This window comes from Pseudomonas sp. SIMBA_068, assembly GCF_046534705.1.
GTDB lineage: Bacteria > Pseudomonadota > Gammaproteobacteria > Pseudomonadales > Pseudomonadaceae > Aquipseudomonas > Aquipseudomonas putida.
This window is the reverse complement of record NZ_JAWRYI010000001.1, coordinates 1131136-1155180: the sequence shown is the minus strand read 5'-3', so window position 1 is coordinate 1155180 and position 24045 is coordinate 1131136. Positions and strand designations below refer to the sequence as shown.

The 24045-nt window shown below is 64.3% G+C and carries 19 protein-coding genes and 1 pseudogene; 12 read left to right on the top strand and 8 right to left on the bottom strand.

Translation table 11 applies throughout. The annotated features are described in order from the left end of the window. Positions 1-59: 59 nt before the first annotated feature. The gene (locus tag SB756_RS05305; RefSeq protein ID WP_410910332.1) at positions 60-2126 is read left to right on the top strand and encodes a PAS domain-containing protein; all 2067 of its coding nucleotides are present in this window, start codon (positions 60-62) and stop codon (positions 2124-2126) included. Positions 2127-2135: 9 nt separating this feature from the next. Here the strand turns inward: SB756_RS05305 and SB756_RS05300 are convergent, their stop codons facing one another. The 6 genes from SB756_RS05300 to SB756_RS05275 form a co-directional block, all read right to left on the bottom strand. After that, positions 2136-2882, bottom strand: a complete 747-nt coding sequence (locus SB756_RS05300; RefSeq protein WP_341798674.1) for an SDR family oxidoreductase — start codon at positions 2880-2882, stop codon at positions 2136-2138. 104 nt (positions 2883-2986) lie between these two features. Continuing rightward, the gene (locus SB756_RS05295; protein ID WP_341798673.1) at positions 2987-4522 is read right to left on the bottom strand and encodes a DHA2 family efflux MFS transporter permease subunit; all 1536 of its coding nucleotides are present in this window, start codon (positions 4520-4522) and stop codon (positions 2987-2989) included. After that, a complete protein-coding gene (locus SB756_RS05290; protein ID WP_410910331.1) occupies positions 4519-5712 on the bottom strand; it encodes an HlyD family efflux transporter periplasmic adaptor subunit in 1194 nt (397 codons plus the stop codon). Before SB756_RS05290 ends, SB756_RS05295 begins: the two co-directional genes overlap by 4 nt. A 30-nt stretch (positions 5713-5742) precedes the next feature. Next, a complete protein-coding gene (locus SB756_RS05285) occupies positions 5743-6216 on the bottom strand; it encodes a MarR family winged helix-turn-helix transcriptional regulator (RefSeq protein WP_016499362.1) in 474 nt (157 codons plus the stop codon). 244 nt (positions 6217-6460) lie between these two features. Further along, positions 6461-7093: a response regulator transcription factor gene (locus SB756_RS05280; RefSeq protein WP_041168009.1), complete on the bottom strand. Its 633-nt coding sequence runs from the start codon at positions 7091-7093 to the stop codon at positions 6461-6463. Positions 7094-7101: 8 nt separating this feature from the next. Then, positions 7102-8508, bottom strand: a complete 1407-nt coding sequence (locus tag SB756_RS05275) for a sensor histidine kinase (RefSeq protein WP_341798671.1) — start codon at positions 8506-8508, stop codon at positions 7102-7104. A gap of 194 nt (positions 8509-8702) precedes the next feature. Here SB756_RS05275 and SB756_RS05270 point away from each other — a divergent pair, with 194 nt between their 5' ends. The 3 genes from SB756_RS05270 (at position 8703) to SB756_RS05260 (ending at position 13634) form a co-directional block, all read left to right on the top strand. Next, complete coding sequence (locus tag SB756_RS05270) at positions 8703-10325, top strand: acyl-CoA synthetase (protein ID WP_410910330.1); 1623 nt, start codon at positions 8703-8705, stop codon at positions 10323-10325. Positions 10326-10492: 167 nt separating this feature from the next. Further along, a complete protein-coding gene (locus SB756_RS05265) occupies positions 10493-12262 on the top strand; it encodes an acyl-CoA dehydrogenase C-terminal domain-containing protein (protein WP_410910329.1) in 1770 nt (589 codons plus the stop codon). Positions 12263-12626: 364 nt separating this feature from the next. Next, complete coding sequence (locus SB756_RS05260) at positions 12627-13634, top strand: FecR family protein (RefSeq protein WP_410910328.1); 1008 nt, start codon at positions 12627-12629, stop codon at positions 13632-13634. A gap of 12 nt (positions 13635-13646) precedes the next feature. Here SB756_RS05260 and SB756_RS05255 read toward each other — a convergent pair whose 3' ends face one another. Continuing rightward, positions 13647-14966, bottom strand: coding sequence for a Na+/H+ antiporter family protein (locus tag SB756_RS05255; RefSeq protein ID WP_341798667.1), 1320 nt, complete (start codon positions 14964-14966; stop codon positions 13647-13649). 220 nt (positions 14967-15186) lie between these two features. Here SB756_RS05255 and SB756_RS05250 point away from each other — a divergent pair. From SB756_RS05250 to SB756_RS05215, 8 genes and pseudogenes are all read left to right on the top strand, one after another. Next, a pseudogene (locus tag SB756_RS05250) lies at positions 15187-16473 on the top strand (HAMP domain-containing protein); the annotation flags it as partial. 102 nt (positions 16474-16575) lie between these two features. Continuing rightward, positions 16576-17331 (top strand): methyl-accepting chemotaxis protein, encoded by a 756-nt coding sequence (locus SB756_RS05245; RefSeq protein ID WP_370453613.1) that lies wholly within the window; start codon positions 16576-16578, stop codon positions 17329-17331. 97 nt (positions 17332-17428) lie between these two features. Then, positions 17429-18445 (top strand): ABC transporter substrate-binding protein, encoded by a 1017-nt coding sequence (locus tag SB756_RS05240; RefSeq protein ID WP_410910327.1) that lies wholly within the window; start codon positions 17429-17431, stop codon positions 18443-18445. Further along, entirely contained in the window at positions 18442-19290 is an 849-nt protein-coding gene (locus SB756_RS05235) for an ABC transporter permease (RefSeq protein WP_341798664.1), read from the top strand. The genes SB756_RS05240 and SB756_RS05235 overlap by 4 nt, the downstream gene beginning before the upstream one ends. A gap of 70 nt (positions 19291-19360) precedes the next feature. Further along, the gene (locus tag SB756_RS05230; protein ID WP_410910326.1) at positions 19361-20224 is read left to right on the top strand and encodes a LysR family transcriptional regulator; all 864 of its coding nucleotides are present in this window, start codon (positions 19361-19363) and stop codon (positions 20222-20224) included. A 178-nt stretch (positions 20225-20402) separates the two neighbouring features. Continuing rightward, on the top strand, positions 20403-21320 hold the full coding sequence (locus SB756_RS05225; protein ID WP_341798662.1) for an AEC family transporter: 918 nt from the start codon (positions 20403-20405) through the stop codon (positions 21318-21320). A 33-nt stretch (positions 21321-21353) separates the two neighbouring features. Beyond that, on the top strand, positions 21354-21965 hold the full coding sequence (locus SB756_RS05220) for a cell wall hydrolase (protein ID WP_410910325.1): 612 nt from the start codon (positions 21354-21356) through the stop codon (positions 21963-21965). Between the two features lie 206 nt (positions 21966-22171). Continuing rightward, entirely contained in the window at positions 22172-23023 is an 852-nt protein-coding gene (locus SB756_RS05215; protein ID WP_410910324.1) for a CAP domain-containing protein, read from the top strand. Here SB756_RS05215 and SB756_RS05210 read toward each other — a convergent pair. Continuing rightward, the gene (locus SB756_RS05210; RefSeq protein WP_410910323.1) at positions 23003-24010 is read right to left on the bottom strand and encodes a GlxA family transcriptional regulator; all 1008 of its coding nucleotides are present in this window, start codon (positions 24008-24010) and stop codon (positions 23003-23005) included. The genes SB756_RS05215 and SB756_RS05210 overlap by 21 nt on opposite strands. Positions 24011-24045: the final 35 nt, after the last annotated feature.

Here is a 24045-nt window from a genome sequence, read left to right as displayed (position 1 = left end):
CTATCCGCCTGCGGGTGAACACGTTAAAGTCTGCGCATCCTTTTTCGTCGGACGTCGGCATGCCATTCCGCGACCCGCTCACACTGCGTCAACAAGTCGAAGCCCTGCAACGGCGCAATGCGCTGCTGGAAGCACAGCTCGCCAGCTATCAAGACCAAGATCAGGACTTTTACCGGTCGTTGTTCGACACCATGGACGAAGGCTTTTGCATCATCGAGTTCTTTGACGGCCCACATGGCCCGCTGAGTGACTATGTGCATGTGCTAGCCAATGCGGCCTATGCCAAGCACGCCGGCATCCCCGACGTGGCCGGGCAGAAACTGCGCGAAATGGTGCCTGATGAGGCCGATGACTGGGTGGCCCGCTATGGCGCTGTGCTTCGCACAGGGGAACCGCTGCACTTCGAGCAGGAGCTGGTCGCCACCGGCCATGTGCTGTCGGTGACCACGTTTCGCGTAGAGCCTGCAGAGAAACGCCAGGTAGCCGTGCTGTTCAAGGATGTCACCGAACGCCGGCGTGCAGAGCAGGCCCTGCAGCGCCTCAACGAAGAACTGGAACAACGGGTAAATGCCGCACTGGCGGAGCGACGCTTGTTTGCCGAATTGGTCGATCACAGCGTGGTCAATGTGCATGTGGTGGACAAGGGCCTGCGCTGGCTGGCTGTGAACCGCCAGGCCAAGCATGACTTCCACCTGCTGTACGGAAGGACACCGGAAATCGGCGACTACCTGCCCGGGCTGTTTGAAGACGGAGGCGCTGGCCAGACACCTATTCTGCCAATGTGGCAGCGCGCCCTGGCTGGCGAGCAGTTCATCGAAACTGGCACCTTCGGCAAGCCTCCCATGCTGCGCCATTACGAATTGCGCTTCAACGCCTTGCGCGACTCAAAAGGCGAGATACAAGGCGCGTTTCTGTTTGCTTATGACATCAGTGAACGGGTGCAAGAGCAGGAACGCCTGACCAAGGCCGAAGAAGCGCTGCGTCAGGCACAGAAGATGGAGGCCGTAGGCCAGCTCAGTGGCGGCATTGCCCACGACTTCAATAATCTGCTGGGCGTCATCCTTGGCGCCCAGGAACTGATGCGGCAACGCCTGGACCAGTCTCGCTTCGACGCCCTGGAACCCTTGCTGGAGCTGTCCAGCGGCTCGGCGCAGCGGGCCTCTTCGCTGGTGCACCGGCTGCTGGCGTTCTCTCGCCAGCAGACTCTGCAACCCTGCTCCACACAAGTGGCCACGTTGGTTGCCGGCATGGAGGACCTTCTGCGGCGCACCATCGGCCCTGCCATTAGCCTGAGCAGCCGTTTCGCCAGCCAGCTGTGGCCGACCTTCATCGACCCGCCTCAACTGGAAAGCGCCCTGCTCAACATCTGCATCAACGCCCGCGATGCCATGCCTGCGGATGGTGTGATCGAGATCATTGGCGATAACCTGGTGCTTGACGACGAGCAGGCCCTGGCAGGGGGGCTGCCAGGCGGCGAGTATGTGCGGCTGAGTATCGTCGACAACGGCAAGGGCATGTCGGCTGAAGTGGCCGAGCGCGCAGTCGACCCTTTCTTCACCACCAAACCGATGGGCCAGGGAACCGGGCTGGGTCTGTCCATGACCTACGGCTTCGTGCGTCAGTCGGGTGGGCAATTACGCGTGCTGTCGGTGCTTGGCGAAGGCACCCGCATCGAGCTGCTGCTGCCCCGCCACGACGAGCAACCCAAGGCCCCTGCCGGTAAACCGCAGCGCACGCCTTTGCAAAGAAGCAGCACGGCTGCGAAGCGCATTCTGTTGATCGAAGACCAGACCGCCTTGCGCCTGGTGGTGGGCGAAGTGCTGGAAGAGCTGGGCTATCGGGTGGACGCCTTCGAGAATGGCCCGACCGCCCTCGCCCACCTGCAAAGCGGCGAGCGGCCAGACCTGCTGCTGAGCGATATCGGGCTGCCGGGTGGCCTAAATGGCCGCCAGGTGGCCGAGCGCTGCCGTGTGCGCTACCCAGACCTCAAGGTGCTGTTCATCACCGGTTACGATGAGAGCGCGGCGCTCAGCGACGGCCAGCTGTTGCAGGGTAGCTCGGTGCTGACCAAGCCGTTTGAACTGGACACACTCGCCGAGCGGGTACGTGAGCTGCTGGGGGATTGACGGGCGCGCTCAGCGCCCGCCGCTCAGGTCAATGAAACTGCCGGTGGAATAGGACGCTTTGTCCGAGAGCAGCCAGAGAATGGCTTCGGCCACTTCCTCGGGGCGCCCGCCGCGCCCCATGGGCAAACCGGGCTCAAGCTTGCTGACCCGGTCGGGGTCGCCGGACAAGGCATGGAACCCTGTGTGGATGTAGCCCGGGCGTACGCCATTGACCCGCACGCCCTCGCCTGCCACTTCTTTTGCCAGGCCGATGGTGAAGGTGTCGAGCGCGCCCTTGGAGGCGGCATAGTCGACATATTCGTTGGGCGAGCCCAGGCGCGCAGCCATCGATGACACGTTGACAATGGCCCCGCCGTGCCCACCATGCCGATGCGCCATGCGCAACAAGGCGTGCCTGGCGCAGAGCATGGGGCCGACGACATTGGTTTTCATGATCTTCAGCAGGCGGAACTCGGACATTTCCTCGACACGGCTCTGCTGGCCGATGGTGCCGGCGTTGTTGACCAGTGCGGTGACCGGGCCGAGCTCTTCGTCGACGCGCCGAAACAGGTGGATGATCTCATCCTCGACGCTGACGTCGGCGCGCACGGCGATAGCCTCGGCGCCCAGGGCGCGGACCTGGCCGAGGAGGGTTTCGGCGGCCTGGTCGTCGGCGTGGTAGTTGATGCAGATGCGGTAGCCCTCGCGGGCCGCCAACAGCGCCGTGGCGGCACCGATACCGCGGCTGCCGCCGGTGATGACGATGACGTTCTCCATGATTATGCCAATCGCTTGGGAAAGGGAGGATCGACAATAGGCGAAAAGGCTACAGATGGGAATGACCGAGGTCAGCTCACACAACCGTGACCGTGTGATTTAGCTCAATGCCCCGCCGATGCCGGCCCGGCCTTGGCAGTGAACGGTGGCTTGGCGAACCACACCAGCAGGATCAACCCGGCAAACACCCAGGTCATCAGGGTGAAGTAGTCCACTGTCGACATCATGTAAGCCTGCCCGTTGAGTATCTGCTCCAGCTGCGCATAACTCTGCGGGCTGGCCCCGCCCAACTGCTCAAGCGTATGCCGCGTCGCCGGGTCGAACTGGCTGATGTTTTCGCTGAGATAAGCATGATGCTGGTCCGCCCGGCGAATCCAGATCCACGTCGTCAACGACGCCGCAAAACTCCCGCCCAAGGTACGCAGGAAGGTCGCAAGCCCCGAACCGTCGGCAATCTGGTGCGGCGGCAGGTCGGACAGCAGGATGCTCAAGGTCGGCATGAAGAACAACGCCACGCCAATGCCCATGAACAGCTGCACCAAGGCCACATGCTGGAAGTCCACCTCGCTGGTGAACCCGGCACGCATGTAGCAACTGGTGCCGATCGCCAGGAACGCCAGCCCCGCCAGCACACGCAGATCGAAGCGGTGCGCGTACTTGCCCACGAACGGCGACATGATCACCGGCAGCAAGCCGATCGGCGCCACCGCCAAGCCCGCCCAGGTGGCGGTGTAGCCCATCTGCGTCTGCAACCATTGCGGCAGGATGAGGTTGATACCGAAGAACCCCGCATAACCGCCGACCAGCACGATGGTGCCGACGCGGAAGTTGCGGTGCACGAACAGGCGCAGGTTGACCACCGGGTGGCGGTCGGTCAGTTCCCAGATCACGAACACCGCCAGGAACACCACCGAAATCAGGCTACCGATAATGATGAACGACGACTCGAACCAGTCCAGGTCGTTGCCTTTGTCGAGCACGACCTGCAACGCCCCGACACCGACAATCAGCGTCAGCAAGCCGATGTAGTCCATCGGCTGGCGGCTGGTGACCACAGGCCGGGTACGCATCTGCTGGCGCACCACAGCGGCGGCAAACAGGCCAATGGGCACGTTGATGAAGAAGATCCACGGCCAACTGTAACTGTCGGTGATCCAGCCCCCCAGGATCGGCCCGGCAATGGGCGCCACCACCGTGACCATCGCCAGCAGCGCCAGGGCCATCCCCCGCTTGGCCGGGGGATAGACGGCAATCAGCAAGGTCTGGGTCATCGGGTACAACGGCCCGGCGACCACGCCCTGCAATATGCGGAAACCTACCAGTTCGGGCATCGACTGGGCGATACCGCACAGGAACGACGCCAGCACGAACAACAACGTGGCCCAGATGAACAGTTTCACTTCGCCAAACCGCCGGCTGAGCCAGCCAGTCAACGGCAAGGCGATGGCATTGCTCACCGCGAACGAGGTAATGACCCAGGTGCCCTGCTCGTAACTCACCCCCAGGTTGCCGGAAATGGTCGGCAATGCCACGTTGGCGATGGTGGTGTCGAGCACCTGCATGAACGTCGCCAGCGACAGCCCGATGGTGGTCAGCAGCAGGCTCGGCGGCGTGAACTGGGCAGCGGCGTTGTCGCTCATCGCTGGGCCGTCTTGCCGGTTGCGCTGTTGTCGTGGATCAACCGGGCGATCAGGTTGTCGGCCTCGACCAACTGACGGTCATACACCTGGGTGGTGTAGCTGGCCTGCTGTGGGGGCTGCTGGGCCAGGGCCGGGCCGCTCTGGTCATGCAGGTCGACTTCTACTACGCTGGACAGGCCAATACGCAGTGGGTGGTCCTTGAGCTGATCGGGGCTCAGGTGAATACGCACGGGGACGCGCTGGACGATCTTGATCCAGTTGCCGGTGGCATTCTGTGCCGGCAACAGGGCGAAGGCACTGCCGGTACCAGCACCAAGGCTGTCGACCGTGCCGCTGTACTTGACCTCGCTGCCGTAGAGGTCGGCGCTGATCTGCACCGGCTGGCCGATGCGCATCTCACGCAGCTGGGTTTCCTTGAAGTTGGCGTCGATCCACACCTGGTCCAACGGGATCACCGCCATGGTCGCGGTGCCTGGCTGCAGGCGCTGGCCCAGTTGCACAGTACGTTTGGCAACGTAACCGGTAACCGGCGCCACCAGGGTGGTGCGAGCGTGGTCGAGGTAAGCCTGGCGCAGGTCGGCGGCGGCGGCCATGACCTCGGGGTGCGAGGAAACCACGGTGTCGTCGACCAGCGCGCTGCTGGTACTGAGCTGCTGACGTGCGCTGTTGACAGCGGCCTGGGCGACACTCAGGTCATCGCGGGCGTGGGACAGCTCTTCTGCAGCAATCGCCCCGCTATCGGCCAGCACCTTGCGCCGGTTGAAGTCCTGCTGGGCTTTGCGCAGTTCGGCCTGGCGGGTTTCCAGCTGGGCCTTGAGCGAGTCGACATTGCTGTACAGCCCGCGCACCTGACGCACGCTGCGTGCCAGCTTGGCTTCGGCAGACTGCAAGGCCACCTCGCTGTCGGCCGGGTCGAATTGCAGCAACACCTGGCCGGCATGGACCAGGTCGCCGTCATCGGCACCGATGCTGGTGACGGTGCCGGTCACTAGCGGGGTGATCTCCACCACGTTGCCGTTGACGTAGGCATCGTCGGTGCTTTCGTGCCAGCGCCCCACCAGGCTGTACCAGGCCCAGGTGCATGCACCGGCAAGTACCAGCAACAGCAGCAGGCCAAGCAGCCAGGCCTTGCGCTTGCGCGACGGCTCGGGCGCGGCGGAGGGAGTCGGGGTATCTGCGGAGGTAGCCATGACAATACCTTGGATAATTCGTGACAGGGTTCAACGGTCGCCAAAGCGGCGGATCGTCAACGGGTCGCCAGCACCGAGCAGGACCTTGGCCAGCAGGCCTTCCAGGGCCTTGAGCTCATCAGGCGCCAGCACGCCGCACAACTCGTTCATGGCGGCAGCGCCAATTTCCGGGAGGCGGTCGGCCAGGCGCTGGCCATCGGCGGTGAGCGCCAGGCGCACGAGGCGGCGGTCGTCGGCGCAGCGGTTGCGCACAATCAGCTCCTTCTGCTCTAGCCGGTCCAGCATGCGGGTCATCGAACCGCTGTCCAGGCCCAGGTAGCGGCACAGCTCGGCCGGGGTATCCACCTGGTACTGGGTGACGATGATCAGCACCTTGAACTGCGCGGCGGTGACGCCCTCTGATTCGAGGTGCCAGTCGAGAATGCGGTCCTTCAGGATCGCCGCACGGCCAAGGAGCATGCCGATGGCGCAGGTCTGGAAGTTTTCGGGGGAGAAGTGGGCCATCGGAGGCTGCTCGGGCAATTGTGTGAAAATATTACTGCCTAGGCAGTGAATGTCAAAGCTTTGATTAGCTAGCTATGGAAAATTTCATGCTTTATGCCTGAAATGCGGCCCTTTGTAGGAGTGGCCTTGTGCCGCGATGGGGCGCGAAGCGGCCCCAGTTTTGTGCCAGGGCAGCAATTTTTGGGGCCGCCTTGCGGCCCATCGCGGCACAAGGCCGCTCCTACAAGGGCCTGCGTCAGGGCGGTTATTGCGCCCGCAGGCCCAGCGCCTCAACCGCCCCGCAGGCAATCGCCATGCCCACCAGCTCTGCCAGGCTGCCCGCCTGCAGCCGCTTCATCACCCGGCCGCGGTAAAGGTCGACGGTCTTCACACTGATGCCCAGTTGCTCAGCAATCTCGCGGTTGCTCAACCCTTGGGCCAACGGCACGAAAACGTCGCGCTCACGCGGCGTCAGGCCGTCGATACGCACTTGCACCAAGGCCAGCGCCTGGTCGCCCTGCCGCGCCCGCCCGGCGTGCTCCAGCGCCGCCTGCACGCTGTCGAGCAGCAACTGGTCGTTGTAAGGCTTTTCGATGAAATCACAGGCGCCAGCCTTGAATGCCCGCACCACGATCGGCACATCGGCATGGCCGCTGACGAAGATCACCGGCAGCGCCAAGCCGCGCTCGCGCATCGCCTGCTGCACGGCCAACCCGCCCAGCCCCGGCATACGCACATCCAGCAGCACACAGGCGGGCCCATCGTCGACGCATGCATCGAGAAACGCTTGCCCGCTGGCGAACGGCAAGGCTTGCAGGCCCACCGACTGTAACAGCCAGACTGTCGAGTCGCGCATACCCTGGTCGTCATCAACCACATAAACTTTTGCTTGCACCACCGCCCCCTTTACGCCCTGCTGACTGCCAGCCGGCAGCACAGTACCAAACCGCCGTTATCACCCGCGCGCGCCCACAGGCTGCCGCCAAAGCCTTCGATCAGGCTGCGGCTCATGCTTAAACCCAGGCCCAGGCCATCGGCCTTGCTGGTGGTGAACGGTGTGAAGATTTCATCCAGGCGCTCGGGCGCTACACCCGGGCCCTGGTCGGCCACCTCGACCAGCACACCATCGCCGTCCCGCGCGGCGCCGAGCAGGATACGTGACGGCTGGTCGCCGTGCAGCTCACGGTTGGCATCGATGGCATTGCGCAGCAGGTTAAGCAGCACCTGTTCCAGCAATACCCGGTCGGCATACACCGAAGGCAGCTGCGCACTGACGCGCAGCTCGACCAGCACCTGGTCGCGCGCGGCCTCCCAGGCGCACAGCCGCATGGCTTCGCCGGCCACTTCGGCCACGTCCAGCGCCTGCAGGCGCCGTGGCCCTTTGCGCAGGAAGGCGCGCAGGCGGCGGATCACTTCAGCGGCGTGGGTGGCCTGCTCGCGGATACGCAGCAGGCCCTGCCCTACCCGCTCGCGGGCCTGGGGATCACCCTCCAGGCCCTGCAGGTAACGCTGACTGGCGTTGGCGTAGTTGACCACCGCCGCCAGCGGCTGGTTGATCTCGTGGGCAATGCCTGAAGCCAGCTCGCCGAGGGTGGCCAACCGTGCACTGTGCGCCAGGCTTTCCTGGGCTTCGATGCGCAAGGTGATGTCGCGGGACACGCTGACCACCTCCACCACCGAGCCGGTGTAGGTCTCGCGGATGGCCCGGCTGGCAATTTCAAACCAGCGATAGCCGCCACAGGCCTGGCGCACCCGGCAGGTCATGGTGTGATAGCCATCCTGGTCCAGGGCAGCGGCCGCCTGGCGCAGCACCTGGCGGCGCTCACGCGGGTGCAGCAAAGTATGCACGGCTATGCCACGCAATTGCTCGGGCCACAGGCCGAGCAGGCGGAACGCTGCCGGCGAGGCATCCAGGAAACGGCCATCCGGGCTGTGCCGGGAGATCAGGTCGGTGGTGTTTTCAATGATCAGCCGGTACAGGCGCCGGGCGCGGCTGGCCTCGCGTGCACCACGGCGCTCTTCGCTGGCGTCACGACAGCGCCCGAGCACCTGTTGGCCCTGGTCATCCGGAATGAAAGACCACAGCACGGTGCGCTCCCCCACTTGCACCTCGACGTCGGCAATCGCCCGATGCTGGCGCAGGCACGCACGCACCAGCGAGGCGCAGTTGGCCGGCAGCCAGCTGGTCAGCGCCGGGCCTTCGTCAATCCACGCTTGCAGGGCCGCGTTGAGTGCCAGTGGCTTGGCGTCGGCTGCCAGCAAAAGGCTGGGTTGTGGGTCTTTGGCAAGCAAGGGGTAAGCAGTCTGGTCCACGGTAGGCGGCTCGTTGTTATAGTAGTTTTACTATATTGCTATAGTCGATATTCCTACTACCATAGCGACTCGCGTAAAACTGCGACAGAGGGAGCGGCCCACCGTCCGCGTCCCTGCACCCTGAACAGAGCTAACAATCAGCCATCGGGGGCCAAGCGTACAAGCTGCGCCTGCCTCCCTTACAGGATTACCGCATGTCGATCTATGCCCAGGGCCTGATGCCCGCTGCCGTCAACCATGTCGCCCTCACCCCGCTAAGTTTCATCGAACGCACCGCCGCCGTGTACGGCAACTACCCGGCGGTGATCCACGGTGCCATCCGCCGCAACTGGCAAGAAACCTACCAACGCTGCAGGCGCCTGGCCAGCGCCCTTGCGGGCCGTGGCATAGGGCGTGGCGACACGGTGGCGGTGATGCTGCCCAACACCCCGGCGATGCTCGAAGCGCACTTCGGTGTGCCCATGACCGGCGCCGTGCTCAACACCCTTAACGTGCGCCTGGACGCCGAGGCCATCGCCTTCATGCTGCAGCATGGTGAAGCCAAGGTGCTGATTACCGACCGCGAGTTCCATGCGGTGATCGAGGCCGCCCTGGCGTTGCTCGAACACCCGCCCCTGGTGGTGGATGTGGATGACCCGGAGTACGGCGAAGGCCGTGCGGTCAGCGCGCTGGACTATGAAGCCCTGCTCGCCGAAGGCGACCCGGAATTTGCCTGGGAATGGCCGGATGACGAGTGGCAGGCCATTTCGCTCAACTACACCTCCGGCACCACCGGCAACCCCAAGGGCGTGGTCTACCACCACCGCGGCGCCTACCTTAACGCCCTGGGCAACCAGATGACCTGGGCCATGGGCCACCGCCCGGTGTACCTGTGGACCTTGCCCATGTTCCACTGCAACGGCTGGTGCTACCCCTGGACCATCACCGCCCTGGCCGGCACGCACGTGTTCCTGCGCCGGGTCGACCCGCAGAAGATCCTGAACCTGATCCGCGAACACCGGGTCACCCACCTGTGCGGCGCCCCGATTGTGCTCAACGCCCTGGTCAACATGCCCGAGGCAGCCAAAGCCGCCATCGAGCACCCGGTACAGGCCATGGTCGCCGGCGCCGCGCCACCGGCCAAGGTCATTGGCGCCGTGGAAGAGATGGGCATCCACGTCACCCACACCTACGGCCTGACCGAAGTCTATGGCCCGGTGACCGTGTGTGCCTGGCATGACGAGTGGAACGAACTGTCGCTGGAAGAGCGTGCGCGAATCAAGTCACGTCAGGGCGTGCGCTACCCGACCCTGGACGGGTTGATGGTGGCCGACCCGCAGACACTCGAGCCGGTGGCACGCGATGGCAACACGCTGGGCGAGATCTTCATGCGCGGCAACACCGTGATGAAGGGCTACCTGAAAAACCCCGAAGCCACCGCCGAAGCGTTCCGTGGCGGCTGGTTCCACACCGGTGACCTGGCCGTGTGGCATGCCGACGGCTATGTCGAGATCAAGGACCGCCTCAAGGACATCATCATTTCCGGTGGCGAGAACATCTCCACCATTGAAGTCGAGGACGCCCTGTATAAACACCCGGCAGTCCTTGAAGCCGCCGTGGTGGCGCGCCCGGATGAAAAGTGGGGAGAAACCCCGTGCGCGTTCGTTGCCCTGAAGCCAGGCCGGGAGGACACCCGCGAAGCCGACATCACCGGCTGGTGCCGCCAGCACCTGGCCGGGTTCAAGGTGCCGAAGACGGTGGTGTTTGGCGAGTTGCCCAAGACCTCCACCGGCAAGATCCAGAAGTACGTCCTGCGCGACCGGGCCAAGGCCCTCTGAAGCCGTAACGGCCTCGACGTTTCTCTGTAGGAGCAGCCTTATGCTGCGAAGAGGCCCTCACCGGCGAAGACTACCTTCAGCCCTGCCGGCCCTTCGCAGCACAAGGCTGCTCCTACACGGGTACGGCGCAACCTTCACAGATATCCTCTTCACTTCAAGAGCCCCTGATGACCACTTACTCCGCCCCCCTGCGCGACATGCGCTTCGTCCTGCATGACGTGTTCAACGCCCCGGCCCTGTGGGCCCGCCTGCCCGCCCTGGCCGAGCGCATCGATGCCGACACCGCCGACGCGATCCTGGAAGAAGCAGCCAAAATCACTAGCCAGCTGATCGCCCCGCTCAGCCGTAACGGCGACGAGCAAGGTGTGCGCTTCGACGCCGGCCAGGTCACCACGCCAGACGGTTTTCGCGAAGCCTGGCAGACCTACCGCGAAGGCGGCTGGGTCGGCTTGGGCGGCAACCCGGCATTCGGCGGCATGGGCATGCCGAAAATGCTAGGGGTGTTGTTCGAAGAAATGCTCTACGCCGCCGACTGCAGCTTCAGCCTGTATTCGGCGTTGAGCGCCGGCAGTTGCCTGGCAATCGATGCCCACGCCAGCGAAACGCTCAAGGCAACTTACTTGCCGCCTCTGTACGAAGGCCGCTGGGCCGGCACCATGTGCCTGACCGAGCCACACGCCGGCACCGACCTGGGGCTGATCCGCAGCCGCGCCGAACCCCAGGCCGACGGCAGCTATCGCATCAGCGGCAGCAAGATTTTCATCACCGGCGGCGAGCAGGACCTGACCGAGAACATCATCCACCTGGTGCTGGCCAAGCTGCCGGATGCGCCCGCCGGCGCCAAAGGCATCTCGCTGTTCCTTGTGCCCAAATACCGGGTCGAGGCCGATGGCAGACTGGGCGCGCGCAATGCCGCCCACTGCGGCTCGATCGAGCACAAGATGGGCATCAAGGCTTCGGCCACCTGCGTGATGAACTTCGACGATGCCGAGGGTTACCTGGTGGGCGAGCCGAACAAGGGCCTGGCGGCCATGTTCACCATGATGAACTACGAGCGCCTGTCCATCGGCATCCAGGGCATCGGTTGTGCCGAGGCGTCCTACCAGAGCGCCGCCCGGTACGCCAACGAGCGCCTGCAGAGCCGCGCCGCCACTGGCCCACAGGCGCAGGACAAGGCTGCCGACCCGATCATCCACCACGGTGATGTACGGCGCATGCTGCTGACCATGCGCACCCTCACCGAAGGTGGCCGGGCGTTTGCCGCCTATGTCGGCCAGCAACTGGACCTGACGCGTTACGCCGAAGACGCCGGTGAACGTGAGCACGCCCAGCGCCTGGTGGCACTATTGACCCCAGTGGCCAAGGCCTTCTTCACCGACAACGGCCTGGAAAGCTGCGTGCTCGGCCAGCAGGTATACGGTGGCCATGGTTACATCCGCGAATGGGGGCAGGAGCAGCGGGTGCGCGATGTGCGCATTGCGCAAATCTATGAAGGTACCAACGGTATCCAGGCGCTCGACCTGCTGGGGCGCAAGGTACTGGGGGACGGTGGCCAGGCACTGGCCAGCTTCGCCGCCGAAGTACGTGCTTTCAGTGTGGATGCACCGCTGCACCGCGAGGCCTTGCAGGCGAGCCTGGCGCGGCTGGAGGCTACCAGCGCCTGGCTGCGGGCACGGGCAGGCGAGGATGCCAACCTGGTCAGTGCGGTGGCGGTGGAGTACCTGCAGCTGTTCGGGCTGACGGCGTATGCCTACATGTGGGCGCGGATGGCGGCGGTGGCCTTGGCCAAGCGTGAGGAAGATGACGCGTTTCATGGGGCCAAGCTTGCATGTGCGGCGTTCTTCTTCCAGCGTATGCTGCCGCGTGGTCTGGGGCTGGAAGCCAGTATCAGGGCAGGCAGCGGCAGCCTTTATGGGCTGGAGGCGGCGCAGTTCTGAAGCCTGCGCATTACCGGTGGGAGCGGGCATGCCCGCGAAGCAGACCACGCGGTGCATGGCACGGGCTTCGCCCGTGTTCGCGGGGCAAGCCCGCTCCCACAGTGATCGCGCAAGCTTTGTGATTTCGTACAAGACAGCTGCCCCACAAGAGGTACGCGATTACCTGTGGAGCGGCCTTGTGTCACGATGGGCTGCAAGGCAGCGCCAGGGATTTCAGCCTCCCTTGCCGCCCGCGAAGGGTTCTCAAACGCTGAAAAACCGTGCAAATCTGACGAAAAACAGCCACAACTGATAGTCATTCGCCATTACATCGGTTCTCGGGAGCCCTCCAGCAAGGGTAGAATACGCAAAATCCGGAGCCGCAATGAATCACGACCGCCTCAACACCAGCCCTGACGATGCCATCACCGACGCCGCCGCGCACTGGTGCATGCGCCTGCACGCCGATGATTGCACGGCGTCCGAGCGCGAGGCGTTTGCCCGCTGGCTGGCGGCGGACCCGCGGCATGCCGAGGAATACCAGGCAATGCTGGAGATCTGGCAAACCGCCGACCTGTTGCCACGCAACGCCACCGTCGTCGACTTCAACCCGGCCACCCGTCAATCTGCCCGCCCTCGCAACTGGCGCCCGCTGGCATATGCCGCCGCCATCGCCCTGGCCGTGCTGCCGCTGGCCGGCTGGCTGGGCTGGGAACAAGGCTGGCTGCCCAACCACTACCAGCATTTCGAAGCCGGCGACCGCATGCAGACCGTGGAGTTGAGCGACGGCAGCACGGTACAGCTCAACCTCCACACAGAGCTGACCTACCTCAACTACAAGGACCAGCGCCAGGTCACGCTCAAGCGCGGCGAGGCGTTCTTCAAGGTGCAGCACGACAGCAGCCACCCGTTCATCGTGCATGCAGGCCGTGGCCAGACCCGAGTCACTGGCACCCAATTCAACGTGTGGAAATACCAGGACCAGGTCAAGGTTACGCTGGTGGAAGGCTCGGTGCTGGTGTCCAGCGACGGCACCACCGGTGGCTACCGTCTGGGCCCTGGGATGCAGGCCAGTTATCACAAGGGCGACTTCGAGCCGCAGCTTGAACAGAGCGATGACTACGGCAACAGCCTGGCCTGGCGCAGCGGCAAGCTGGTGCTCGACAACCTGAGCCTGGAGCAGGCGCTGCCGGTGATCAACCGCTACCTCGATGCGCCGCTGCAACTGGCAGATGCCAGCACCGGCCGCATTCGCATCAGTGGTATCTACAACACCCGTGAGGTCGCGCGCCTGGTCAACAACCTGCCCAAGGTGCTGCCGATCTACCTCACCCGCAGCAAGGACGGCAGCACCGTGCTCAACCGCATCTCGCCGCCGCCCGAAAAGGGCTGACCCCCTCGCCCCTTACAGCGTCATCGCCGCCACCCACCCAAACGCCAGCAATGGCAGGTTGTAGTGGATGAAGGTCGGTACCACGGTGTCCCAGATATGGTGGTGCTGGCCATCCACGTTCAGGCCCGAGGTCGGCCCCAGGGTTGAGTCCGAGGCCGGCGAGCCTGCGTCACCCAAGGCACCGGCAGTACCGACGATGCAAACGGTGGCCAGCGGGTCGAAGCCCAGCTGCACGCACAGTGGCACAAAGATCGCGGCCAGGATCGGCACGGTGGAGAACGACGAGCCGATGCCCATGGTCACCAGCAAACCCACCAGCAGCATCAGCAAGGCACCGATGCCCTTGCTGTGCTCGATCCACTGGGCCGAGGTTTCCACCAGGCTCTTCACCTCACCGGTCGCCTTCATCACGTCGGCAAAGCCCGAGGCGGCAATCATGATGAAGCCGATCATCGCCATCATCTTCATGCCCTCGGTGAACAGGCCGTCGGTGTCCTTCCACTTGACGATGCCTGACAGCGAGAAAATCAGGAAACCGACCATGGCACCGATGATCATCGAGTCCAGCAACAACTGGACGATGAACGCTGCGGCAATTGCCAGCCCCGCCACCAGCAGCGTCAGCGGGTTGTACTGCACGCTCACCTGCTCCACCTGCTCGATGCGCGCCAGGTCGTAGTCACGCTTCTTGCGGTAGCTGATGAACACTGCCAGCAGCAAGCCGACCAACATGCCCGCAGCCGGTATGGCCATGGCGTGGGTGACGTTGACACCGCTCACTTCGACACCGGCACGGGCAACGTTGGCCAGCAGGATTTCGTTGAGGAAAATGTTGCCGAAGCCCACCGGCAGGAACATGTACGGGGTGATCAGGCCGAAGGTGATCACGCAGGCGATCAGCCGGCGGTCGATGCGCAGGCGGGTCAATACATACAGCAACGGCGGGACCAGAAGCGGAATGAAGGCAATGTGGATGGGCAGGATGTTCTGCGACGACACCGCCACCACCAGCATCAGGCCGATCATCAGCCATTTGACCTTGCCGCCATTGGCGTGGCCCTGGCGATCGATCATGGCCAGTGCACGGTCAGCCAAGGCATGGGCCAGGCCGGACTTGGCGATGGCCACCGCAAAAGCGCCCAGCAGCGCATAGGACAAGGCAACCGTGGCGCCACCGCCCAGGCCACCGTTGAACGCCTTGAGCGTGCCTTCGATGCCCAGGCCGCCTACCAGCCCACCGACCAGGGCACCAATGATCAGGGCGATGACCACGTGCACGCGGGACAGGCTGAGTATCAGCATGATGCCGACCGCGGCGATCACTGCATTCATGGTTGGCTTACCTCATTACGACAGAAAAAAGCGCGCACTCTGAAGCAGTGCGCGGCAGATGTCAAAAGCGCCATGTTGCGGCGGATTTCACAGAAGGCCGGATTTAAATTGAATGTTTGAATAAAGAAAAAATTGACTGGGCCGATAAGCTGTTGGGCTCCCCGCCCAACCCAGCCCCAAAGCCATAACCCTTAGTGCCCAAAAAAAGGGATCCGCCCCCATGCCTTTGCGCCAACTTTCCATCCAGTGGAAGATCACCCTGCTCGCCGGCCTTTGCCTGGCTGGCATCGTCACCTTGCTCGTCGGCCTGTCGTTGTACCGGATGGACCATAGCTCGGACCTGGTCAAGGCCAGCAGCATGCAGATGCTGACCGAGGCGGCGCAATCACGCATCGAGTCGCAGGGTGAAGTGCAAGCGCTGAACATCCGTCGCCAGTTCATGGATGCTTACCAGTACGGCGCCGGCTTCGCCCGCCAGGTGCTATTCCTGCGCGAACAGGCAGAAAAGCGCTACCTCGACGCGTTTGACCTGCGTGAAGACATGACCCGCCAGGTGCGCACCGCCCTGCAGGCCAACCCCGACCTGCTCGGCCTGTCGCTGGTGTTCGAGCCCAACGCGCTGGACGCCAAGGACAGCCTGTTCGCCGGCAAGGCAGAGTTGGGCAGCAACGAAACCGGGCGCTTTGCCCTGTACTGGTCGCAGCCGCGCGCCGGCCAGCTGACCGCCATGGCGCTGCCTGAACACGACATGGCCAACACCGAGATCGGCCCCAGCGGCCAGCCGGCCAACACCTGGTGGGTGTGCCCGCGTACGACCGGCAAGGTGTGCGTGGTAGAGCCCTACTTCTATGACATCGATGGCCAGCAGGTGCTGATGACCAGCATCGTCTTCCCGCTGGCGGTCAACGGCAAGATTATTGCCACCCTGTCCATCGATATTAACCTCAACAGCCTGCAGGCCCTGAGCCAAGAGGCCAGCCGCAGCCTGTACGAGGGCCGCACCACGGTCGGTATCCTCAGCCCGGTCGGCCTGCTGGCCGGCTACAGCGCCGATGCCAGCAAGCTGGCCCAGCGCTTCGACCAGGTGGACTCGGCCAAGGGCGCCGAACTGGTACGCAAGCTGGCCGATGGCAAGATGACCATCCTGCACGACCAGCAGCGTCTGAAGGTGCTGGCCGCGTTCCGGCCGATCCCCGACGCGCAACCCTGGGGCGTGCTGCTGGATGTGCCGGAAAATGCCCTGACCGGGCCTGCCGAAACACTAAAGCAGGAACTGGACGCGCTGAACACCAGTGGTACCCTGCTGGAGCTGGGCCTGGGCCTGGCGGCAGCCATTGCCGGCCTGCTGATGGTGTGGCTGATGGCCCGCGGCGTTACCCGGCCGATCCTCGGCGTGGCCGCCATGCTCAAGGACATTGCCAGCGGCGAAGGCGACCTGACCCGCCGCCTGACCTACCAGAAGCAGGACGAGCTGGGCGAGCTGGCCGGCTGGTTCAACCGCTTCCTCGACAAGTTGCAGCCGACCATCGCCGAGGTCAAACGCTCGGTGCAGGCTGCACGAGGCACCGCCGACCAGTCCTCGGCAATTGCCACGCAAACCAGCGCCGGCATGGAGCAGCAATACCGCCAGGTCGACCAGGTGGCCACGGCCTCGCACGAAATGAGCGCTACGGCCCAGGACGTGGCGCGCAGTGCTTCGCAGGCCGCCCAGGCCGCCCGTGATGCCGACCAGGCCACCCGCGAAGGCCTGGCAGTCATCGACCGCACCACCCAAAGCATCGATGCCCTGGCCGCCGACATGAGCAACGCCATGGCCGAAGTCGAAGGCCTGGCGCAGAACAGCGAAAAGATCGGTTCGGTGCTGGAAGTGATCCGCTCGATTGCCGAACAGACCAACCTGTTGGCGCTGAACGCCGCCATCGAGGCAGCCCGCGCGGGTGAAGCCGGCCGTGGCTTTGCCGTGGTTGCCGATGAAGTGCGCAACCTGGCCCGACGCACCCAGGAGTCGGTAGAAGAAACCCGCCAGGTGATCGAGGCCTTGCAGGACGGCACCCGCGAAGTGGTCGGTGCCATGGACAACAGCCACCGTCAGGCCCAGGGCGGTGTCGAACAGGTTGGCCAGGCCGTGACTGCGTTGCAGCGTATCGGCCAGGCGGTGACGGTGATCACCGACATGAACCTGCAGATCGCCTCGGCCGCCGAAGAGCAAAGCGCGGTGGCCGAAGAGATCAACAGCAACGTGGCAACCATCCGCGATGTCACCGAATCGCTGTCGGGGCAGGCCAACGAGTCGGCGCGAGTCAGCCAGTCCCTGAACAGCCTGGCCAACCAGCAGCAGGCGCTGATGGACCAGTTCCGCGTCTGAGGCAACCGGGGCCGCCCCGCGCGGCCCTGAGCCCCGCCAACACCTCGTCGTCTACACTTGCCCCCACCCCCAAGGCGCGGCAAACGACGAGGTCTGGATGAACAAGTTTTCAACGCTGCTGGCCGGCCTGATGCTAGCCGTAGGCCTGGCCAACACCCACAACGCTGTATCGGCAGAGCAACGCCCACCGATCCATTTCGGTGCCATCGGCTGGGAAAGCGGTGCCCTCACCACCGAAATCCTGCGGCTGATCGTGGAGCGCGGGTATGGCTACACCACCGATACCCTCCCCGGCAGCACCGTCAGTATGGAAGTGGCCCTGGCCCGCAACGACCTCCAGGTGATCGCCGAAGAGTGGGCCGGACGCAGCCCTGCCTGGGTCAAGGCCGAGCAGGCAGGCCAGGTATTCGCACTGGGCGACACGGTCAAGCATGCAGAAGAAGGCTGGTGGGTACCCGCGTACGTGATCGAAGGCGACGCTGCTCGCAAGTTGAAGCCTTTGGCGCCCGAACTGCGCAGCGTCGACGACCTCAAGCGCTACCCGCAGGTATTTCGCGACCCCGAGTCACCCGACAAGGGCCGTTTTCTGAACAGCCCCAGCGGCTGGACATCGGAAACGGTCAACAGCCAGAAACTCAAGGCGTATGGCCTGGATGAGCTGTACACCAACTTCCGCAGTGGCTCCGGTGCAGCGATGGATGCGGAAATCGGCTCGGCCATCCGCCGTGGCCAGCCGGTGCTGTTCTATTACTGGAACCCGACACCGTTGATGGGGCGATACAAACTCATCCGCCTGCAAGAGCCAGCGTTCGATGCCGAGGCGTGGGCCACGCTGACCGATGCCGGAAACCCCAGCCCGAAGGGTAGCCGCTCACTGCCCGCGAAGCTGTCGATTGGTGTATCGAAGGCCTTCCGTGATGGCTACCCGGACCTCGTCGCGGTGTTCGAGCAGGTCGACCTGCCGATCGATCGGCTCAACAAGGCGCTGGCCGTCATGAGCGAAAAGCGCACGCCACCGCGCGAGGCCGCCCTCACCTTCCTGCGTGACAACCCAGAGGTGTGGAAAGCCTGGCTGCCTGCCGAGGTTGCCACCAAGGTCGAGGGCAGCCTGTGAGCAACGGCTTTCCCCAAGCCCTGCAGTTTTCTTTCGCTGACAGCGTAAACAGGCTGGTCGACTGGCTGGTGCTGAATTACGGCGATCACTTGCGCGCGGTCTCTGACCAGCTGCTGCAACTACTGGTCGGCCTGGAGAACCTGCTGCGCCTGCTGCCCTGGTGGTTGTTGTTGCTACTGGTTGGCCTGCTTGCCTGGCACGCCAGCCGCAGCCTGCTGCGCAGCGCGGTGCTGGTAGCGCTGCTGGCCTTGATCGGGATGCTCGGGCTGTGGGACAAGCTGCTGCAAACCTTGGCCTTGGTGCTGGTGAGTACCGGCCTGTGCGTGCTGGTGGGCGTGCCGCTGGGCATACTACTGGCTTCCCGGCCACTGGCGAGGCGGCTGCTGTTACCGGTACTGGATGTGATGCAGACGCTGCCGGCCTTCGTTTACCTGATCCCGGTGCTGATGCTGTTCGGCCTGGGCAAGGTCCCCGCCGTGTTCGCCACGCTGATCTACGCCCTGCCGCCACTGGTGCGGTTGACCGAACTGGGCCTGAGCCAGATCGACCCTTCGTTGCTGCAGGCCGCACACGGCCTGGGGGCAACCCGCTGGCAGCGGCTGCGGCGCATTGCCCTGCCGCTGGCGCTGCCAAGCATCATGGCCGGGCTCAACCAGTCGGTAATGATGGCCTTGTCGATGGTGGTGGTGGCATCGATGATCGGTGCCCGCGGGTTGGGTGAGGATGTGCTGGCGGGGATCCAGACCTTGAATGTCGGCCAGGGTGTGGAGGCCGGGCTGGCGATCGTCGCCCTGGCCATGGTGATCGACCGGATCAGCCAGGCGTATGGGCGTAATGTGCGCTGAGCAGCCTTGTGCTGCGAAAGGACCGGGCCTGACAATGCAGCACTGACCGTTCAACCCTGGACCTGCCCGCATGTCTCTCAAAGCCTTGCGTACCCTGGTAACCATCGCCCGCCACGGCACCTTTGCCCGCGCCGCCGATCTGCTCAGCCTCACCCCTTCGGCGGTGAGCCTGCACATCAAGACCCTTGAAGACGAGTTGCAGGCACCCCTGTTCGACCGCAGCCGCAGGCAGGTGGTGCTGACCGAAGCAGGCCAGTTGGCGGTGGCCCGCGCGGAGAGCATCCTGGCTGCCTACGACGAACTGGCCGACGCTGTGGCCAGCGGCCCGAGCCTGCGCGGCCGCCTGCGCCTGGGGGCGATCCATACCGTGCTGGCGCGGCGCTTGCCCAAGGCGCTGGTATGGATCAAGGCCAACCACCCACAGTTGCACATCAGCGTGGCCTCGGGCATGTCGGCGGAGCTGGCACGCCGCGTGGAGGACGGTGAGCTGGACGCGGCAATCACCACTGAGCCGGTCAGCCCATACCCACAAAGCCTGGATTTCACACCGCTGTTCGAGGACCGCTTCTGGGCCATCGCCAGCCCCGAACTGGCCGGGTACAGCGTACCGGAGCTGCTCGCCAGTCAACCGTTCCTGCGCTTCGACAAGCGTGCCTGGGCCGGGCGGCAGATCGAGCAGGAACTGCGCCGCCAGCATTTGCAAGTGAGCGAACAGATGGAACTGGACAGCCAGGAAGCGTTGGCAAGCATGGCCGTCATGGGCCTGGGTGTGGCGATCATCCCCATGGCAGACGACGACCTGAAACGCCTGCCGCCGGCCACCTGCCTGCCGTTTGGCGAACCGCAACTGACCCGCCGTGTGGTGTTGCTGGAGCATGAGAAAAGCCAACGGCGGCATTTGAGCGCGGTGTTGAAGACTGCGCTTGAGGCGTAGTTGCAATTACTGACTGTCCTGGCGGGATCTCTGTGGGAGCGGGCGCGCCCGCTCCCACAGAGACCGCCTAATGCCTAAACCATGCATTTTTTCTCAACAGTCAGTGCAGAAAACAACGTTTTTACAGATCAGTCCTCAGCAGTAGTCTTTGCGCGTACCCGACCACGGAACGTCGACCATGCTTCACTTGCTGCTGACCACCCTGCTACCGATCATCCTGCTGATTACCCTGGGTACTTTCCTGCGCCTGCGCGGCTTTCTGGCCGAGAGTTTCTGGCCCGGCGCCGAGCGCCTGAGCTACTACGTACTGCTACCTTCGCTGTTCTTGCACGGCCTGGCCACGGCCAACCTCGATGGCGTACCGGTGATGGGCATGGTCGGCGTGCTGATGCTCTCCACCCTGGCCGGCGCCGTGCTGCTGGTGCTGTACCAGGGCGCAATCAACCACGACGGCGCGGACTTCACCTCGGTCTTCCAGGGCGGTATCCGCTTCAACAACTACATCGGCGCTACCCTGGCCGCCGGCCTCTACGGCAGCGCCGGGATTGCCCTTGCAGCAGTGGCCAATGCCGCCATCGTGCCCTTGGTCAACCTGCTCTGCGTGCTGGTGTTCGCGCGTTTCACCGCCCGCCACAGCTCACCGGCCACGGTGCTGCGGGCAATCTTCGCCAACCCGTTGATCGTCGGCTGTGCCGGCGGCCTGCTGCTGCGGGTAACGGGGCTGGGCTTACCGCCGGGCATCGAACCCACGGTCAAGGCGCTGGGCCAGGCCGCCCTGCCAATGGGCCTGCTATGTGTGGGCGCAGCGCTGGGTGGGGCCAGCCTGGGCCAGCAGGTGCGCCCACTGATGGCGGCGTCGGCGTTCAAGTTCCTGGTCATGCCCCTGACCACATGGGGCCTGTGCCGCGTGCTGGGCCTGAGTGGCCAGGCAGCCGTGGTGGCGGTGCTGTTCCAGGCCCTGCCCACTGCTTCGTCCTCCTATGTAATGGCCAGGCAAATGGGTGGCAACGCCCCGCTGATGGCCACCATCATTGCCCTGCAGACCGTCGCGGCCGCCGCCACCCTGCCTTTGGTACTAATGCTTACGCTTGGCTAGACTGGCAATCAGCCCCCACTCGGATGCCTCGCCATGCGCCCTGTCTGGATAGTGATCGGCTTGACCTCGGCCCTGCTCGCAGGCCCCTTGCACGCAGCCGACACGGCCAAGGCCGCAGTGGCCGAAGACAAGGCCGAAGTACTGGAAAAAAAGGTGGTCAACGATGCCCCGCCGCCAAAAAAAACAGAAAAACTGACCTCAAGCGAAACGCAGGCAGTCGACCCGGCCGGCCAGGCGCCACTGGACGACAGCATCACCTGCCTGGCCCGCACCCTCTACTGGGAAGCCAAGGGTGCCGATGCCGAAGACATGGCGGCGGTGGCCAGCGTGGTGCTCAACCGCCTGGAGCATGATGGTTTCCCCGACACCATCTGCGGCGTGGTCAAGCAGGGCGTCGAGACCAAGGCCTGCCAGTTTTCCTGGTGGTGCGACGGGCGCCCGGACCAGGTCGAGGAAGCGCAACGCTACGATGTGGCCAAGGAGATCGCACGCAAGGCGCTCAACCAGCAATTGAAAGACCCCACCGGCGGTGCGCTGTACTTCCACGACCGTACGGTCCACCCCGACTGGGCCAAGGCCTACCGCAAGACTGCGCAGACCACGCACTTCCTGTTCTACAAGCCGAACCCGGCGTTGGCCCGTTGATGCCAAAACGGCTGAAAGCCCTGGCTCGATACGAATGATTAGCAACTCATCGCACTTTTCCAGCGACCAGTGGTCTACTCCCTCTTTTGCCGCCAGCAACGATTGCCGGCGTTTTCATTGCTTTGCACCCGCTAGGGCCAAAAGCCCCCGGCTTGTGTAGGATGAGCAGCGCATACCACGACGCTGCCAGTCATAGGGAGATCCACATGCGCGTCCTGTCATCCGTTGCCGCCTTGTCGCTGGGCCTGGTCGTCTCGACCGGGGCACTGGCTGTCACCAGCGAAGAGGCGCAACTGATCGATTCGATCAATGTCTACCGCAGCAAGGCCCAGCCCTGCGGTGGCGAAGCGTCGCTGGAGCTGCCGCCGCTCAACAGCGACACCCGCCTGGCACTGTCGCCAGAGGGCACCCGTGACTTGCAGCAGGCCATGACCCGCGCTGCCTACCCTATGGTCAACGTGCAGGCCATCAGCCTGTCGGGGCCACGCGATGCGCGCGCGGCCATGCATGCCATCGAAGAAAGCTTCTGCCAAGTGGTGCTAGACCCGCAGTTCGTCGATATCGGCGTCAGCCAGGAGGGCCGCGACTGGCGCATCGTGCTGGCCCGGCCGCTGCTCAGCGGCCGCCTGGGCGACTGGCAGGCCGAGGGGCAGAAGGTACTGCAAGAGATCAACGCTGCCCGCAAGGTGCCGCGCCAATGCGGCGGCCAGCCGTACGCCGCAGCCCCCGCACTGAGCTGGAGCACGGTACTGGCCGGGGCCGCCGCCAACCACACGCGGGCCATGGCCAACCAGAACTTCTTCGACCACATCGACAAGGATGGCCGCACCCCCGGCGACCGGGCGGAGCTGGCTGGCTACCTGTACCAGCAAGTCGGTGAAAACATCGCCGCCGGGCGTGACACCGCACACAAGGTGGTTGATGGCTGGCTGGAGAGCCCGGGGCATTGCGCCACGTTGATGAACCCGGATTTCCGTGAGCTGGGTGCCGCCTATGCCGTGGACCCGAAGAGTGACGCAGGGATTTACTGGACGGGGTTATTCGGGACGCCGCAGTAACTTTGCAGCGGCTTCAGGTTGGGGGTTGCCTGCCCGCAACTCAAGGGCTGAACAACCAAACCGCCGCCGCACACATTTACCCAGGTAGCTGGCATCGCCCAGCCCCACCTCATCGGCAATCTGCGCCAGGCTGTGGCTTGAGTTGAGCAAGCGCCAGCGCGCCTGCTGCAAGCGCATTTCCAGCCACCAGGCCTTGGCGCTCATGCCGTGGCTGGCGTGGAACTGCCGGTCCAGCTGGCGCCGGCTGATGCCCAGTTCAGCGGCCAGTTGCTCGACCGCCAGCGGGGTGCCCAGGTGGTGACGCATCAGGGCCTGTGCCCGCTGCACCTGGCGCCCCTGGCCGGCGCCCAGTTCCAGCGAACGCAAGGCATGGCGGCTGTCGCGGGTTTCGTCCACCAGCATGTCGGCGAGCCCTTTGAGCGCCCGGCTCCGCCCACAGGCTTGTGACAACAGCGCCACCGCCAGGTCGATGGCCGCCGTGCCGCCAGCACAGGTGATACGGTTTGCGTCGATGCAATAGAGTTGATCGCGCAGCACCTGCAACTGTGGGAACGCGGCGCGAAACTCGGCTTCGTGACGCCAGTGCACGACCACCTTGTGCCCCCGTAACAACCCGCACGCGGCCAACAGGAAGGCGCCATTGTCGACCCCCACCAGCTTGACCCCGGCTTTGCCGGCCTGCCTGAGCAAGGTTTGGTAGCGCGGCGCCAACGCAGCTGTAGCCATTGCATTGCGGCCGCCGAACACCACCAGGTAGTCGAAACTGGCCAGTTCCAGCTGGCCGGCCACCGCCTCGACCTGCACCACTGCACCGCTGCTCGACGGTACCGGGTCGAGCGTGAGCCCGGCCACAATCCAGCTGCAATAGCGCTGCTGGCTGTAGTCTTCGTCGTCGGCGCTGAAACGCAATTTGTCGAGAAAGCCGCCGAATGGCAGCAGGGCGAAATCCGGTAACGGCAAGATCAGCAGGCGGATATCAGGCAACATGGCATTGCGTCCAGAAACGACTATTCAATGTCCAG

Coding starts and splice junctions, on each gene's coding strand:
- SB756_RS05305 (WP_410910332.1), top strand. CDS start 60: ATGCCATTCCGCGACCCGCTCACACTGCGTCAACAAGTCGAAGCCCTG.
- SB756_RS05215 (WP_410910324.1), top strand. CDS start 22,172: ATGCGCGTCCTGTCATCCGTTGCCGCCTTGTCGCTGGGCCTGGTCGTC.
- SB756_RS05240 (WP_410910327.1), top strand. CDS start 17,429: ATGAACAAGTTTTCAACGCTGCTGGCCGGCCTGATGCTAGCCGTAGGC.
- SB756_RS05290 (WP_410910331.1), bottom strand. CDS start 5,712: ATGGCTACCTCCGCAGATACCCCGACTCCCTCCGCCGCGCCCGAGCCG.
- SB756_RS05255 (WP_341798667.1), bottom strand. CDS start 14,966: ATGAATGCAGTGATCGCCGCGGTCGGCATCATGCTGATACTCAGCCTG.
- SB756_RS05270 (WP_410910330.1), top strand. CDS start 8,703: ATGTCGATCTATGCCCAGGGCCTGATGCCCGCTGCCGTCAACCATGTC.
- SB756_RS05225 (WP_341798662.1), top strand. CDS start 20,403: ATGCTTCACTTGCTGCTGACCACCCTGCTACCGATCATCCTGCTGATT.
- SB756_RS05245 (WP_370453613.1), top strand. CDS start 16,576: ATGGAGCAGCAATACCGCCAGGTCGACCAGGTGGCCACGGCCTCGCAC.
- SB756_RS05265 (WP_410910329.1), top strand. CDS start 10,493: ATGACCACTTACTCCGCCCCCCTGCGCGACATGCGCTTCGTCCTGCAT.
- SB756_RS05300 (WP_341798674.1), bottom strand. CDS start 2,882: ATGGAGAACGTCATCGTCATCACCGGCGGCAGCCGCGGTATCGGTGCC.
- SB756_RS05230 (WP_410910326.1), top strand. CDS start 19,361: ATGTCTCTCAAAGCCTTGCGTACCCTGGTAACCATCGCCCGCCACGGC.
- SB756_RS05260 (WP_410910328.1), top strand. CDS start 12,627: ATGAATCACGACCGCCTCAACACCAGCCCTGACGATGCCATCACCGAC.
- SB756_RS05210 (WP_410910323.1), bottom strand. CDS start 24,010: ATGTTGCCTGATATCCGCCTGCTGATCTTGCCGTTACCGGATTTCGCC.
- SB756_RS05220 (WP_410910325.1), top strand. CDS start 21,354: ATGCGCCCTGTCTGGATAGTGATCGGCTTGACCTCGGCCCTGCTCGCA.
- SB756_RS05295 (WP_341798673.1), bottom strand. CDS start 4,522: ATGAGCGACAACGCCGCTGCCCAGTTCACGCCGCCGAGCCTGCTGCTG.
- SB756_RS05285 (WP_016499362.1), bottom strand. CDS start 6,216: ATGGCCCACTTCTCCCCCGAAAACTTCCAGACCTGCGCCATCGGCATG.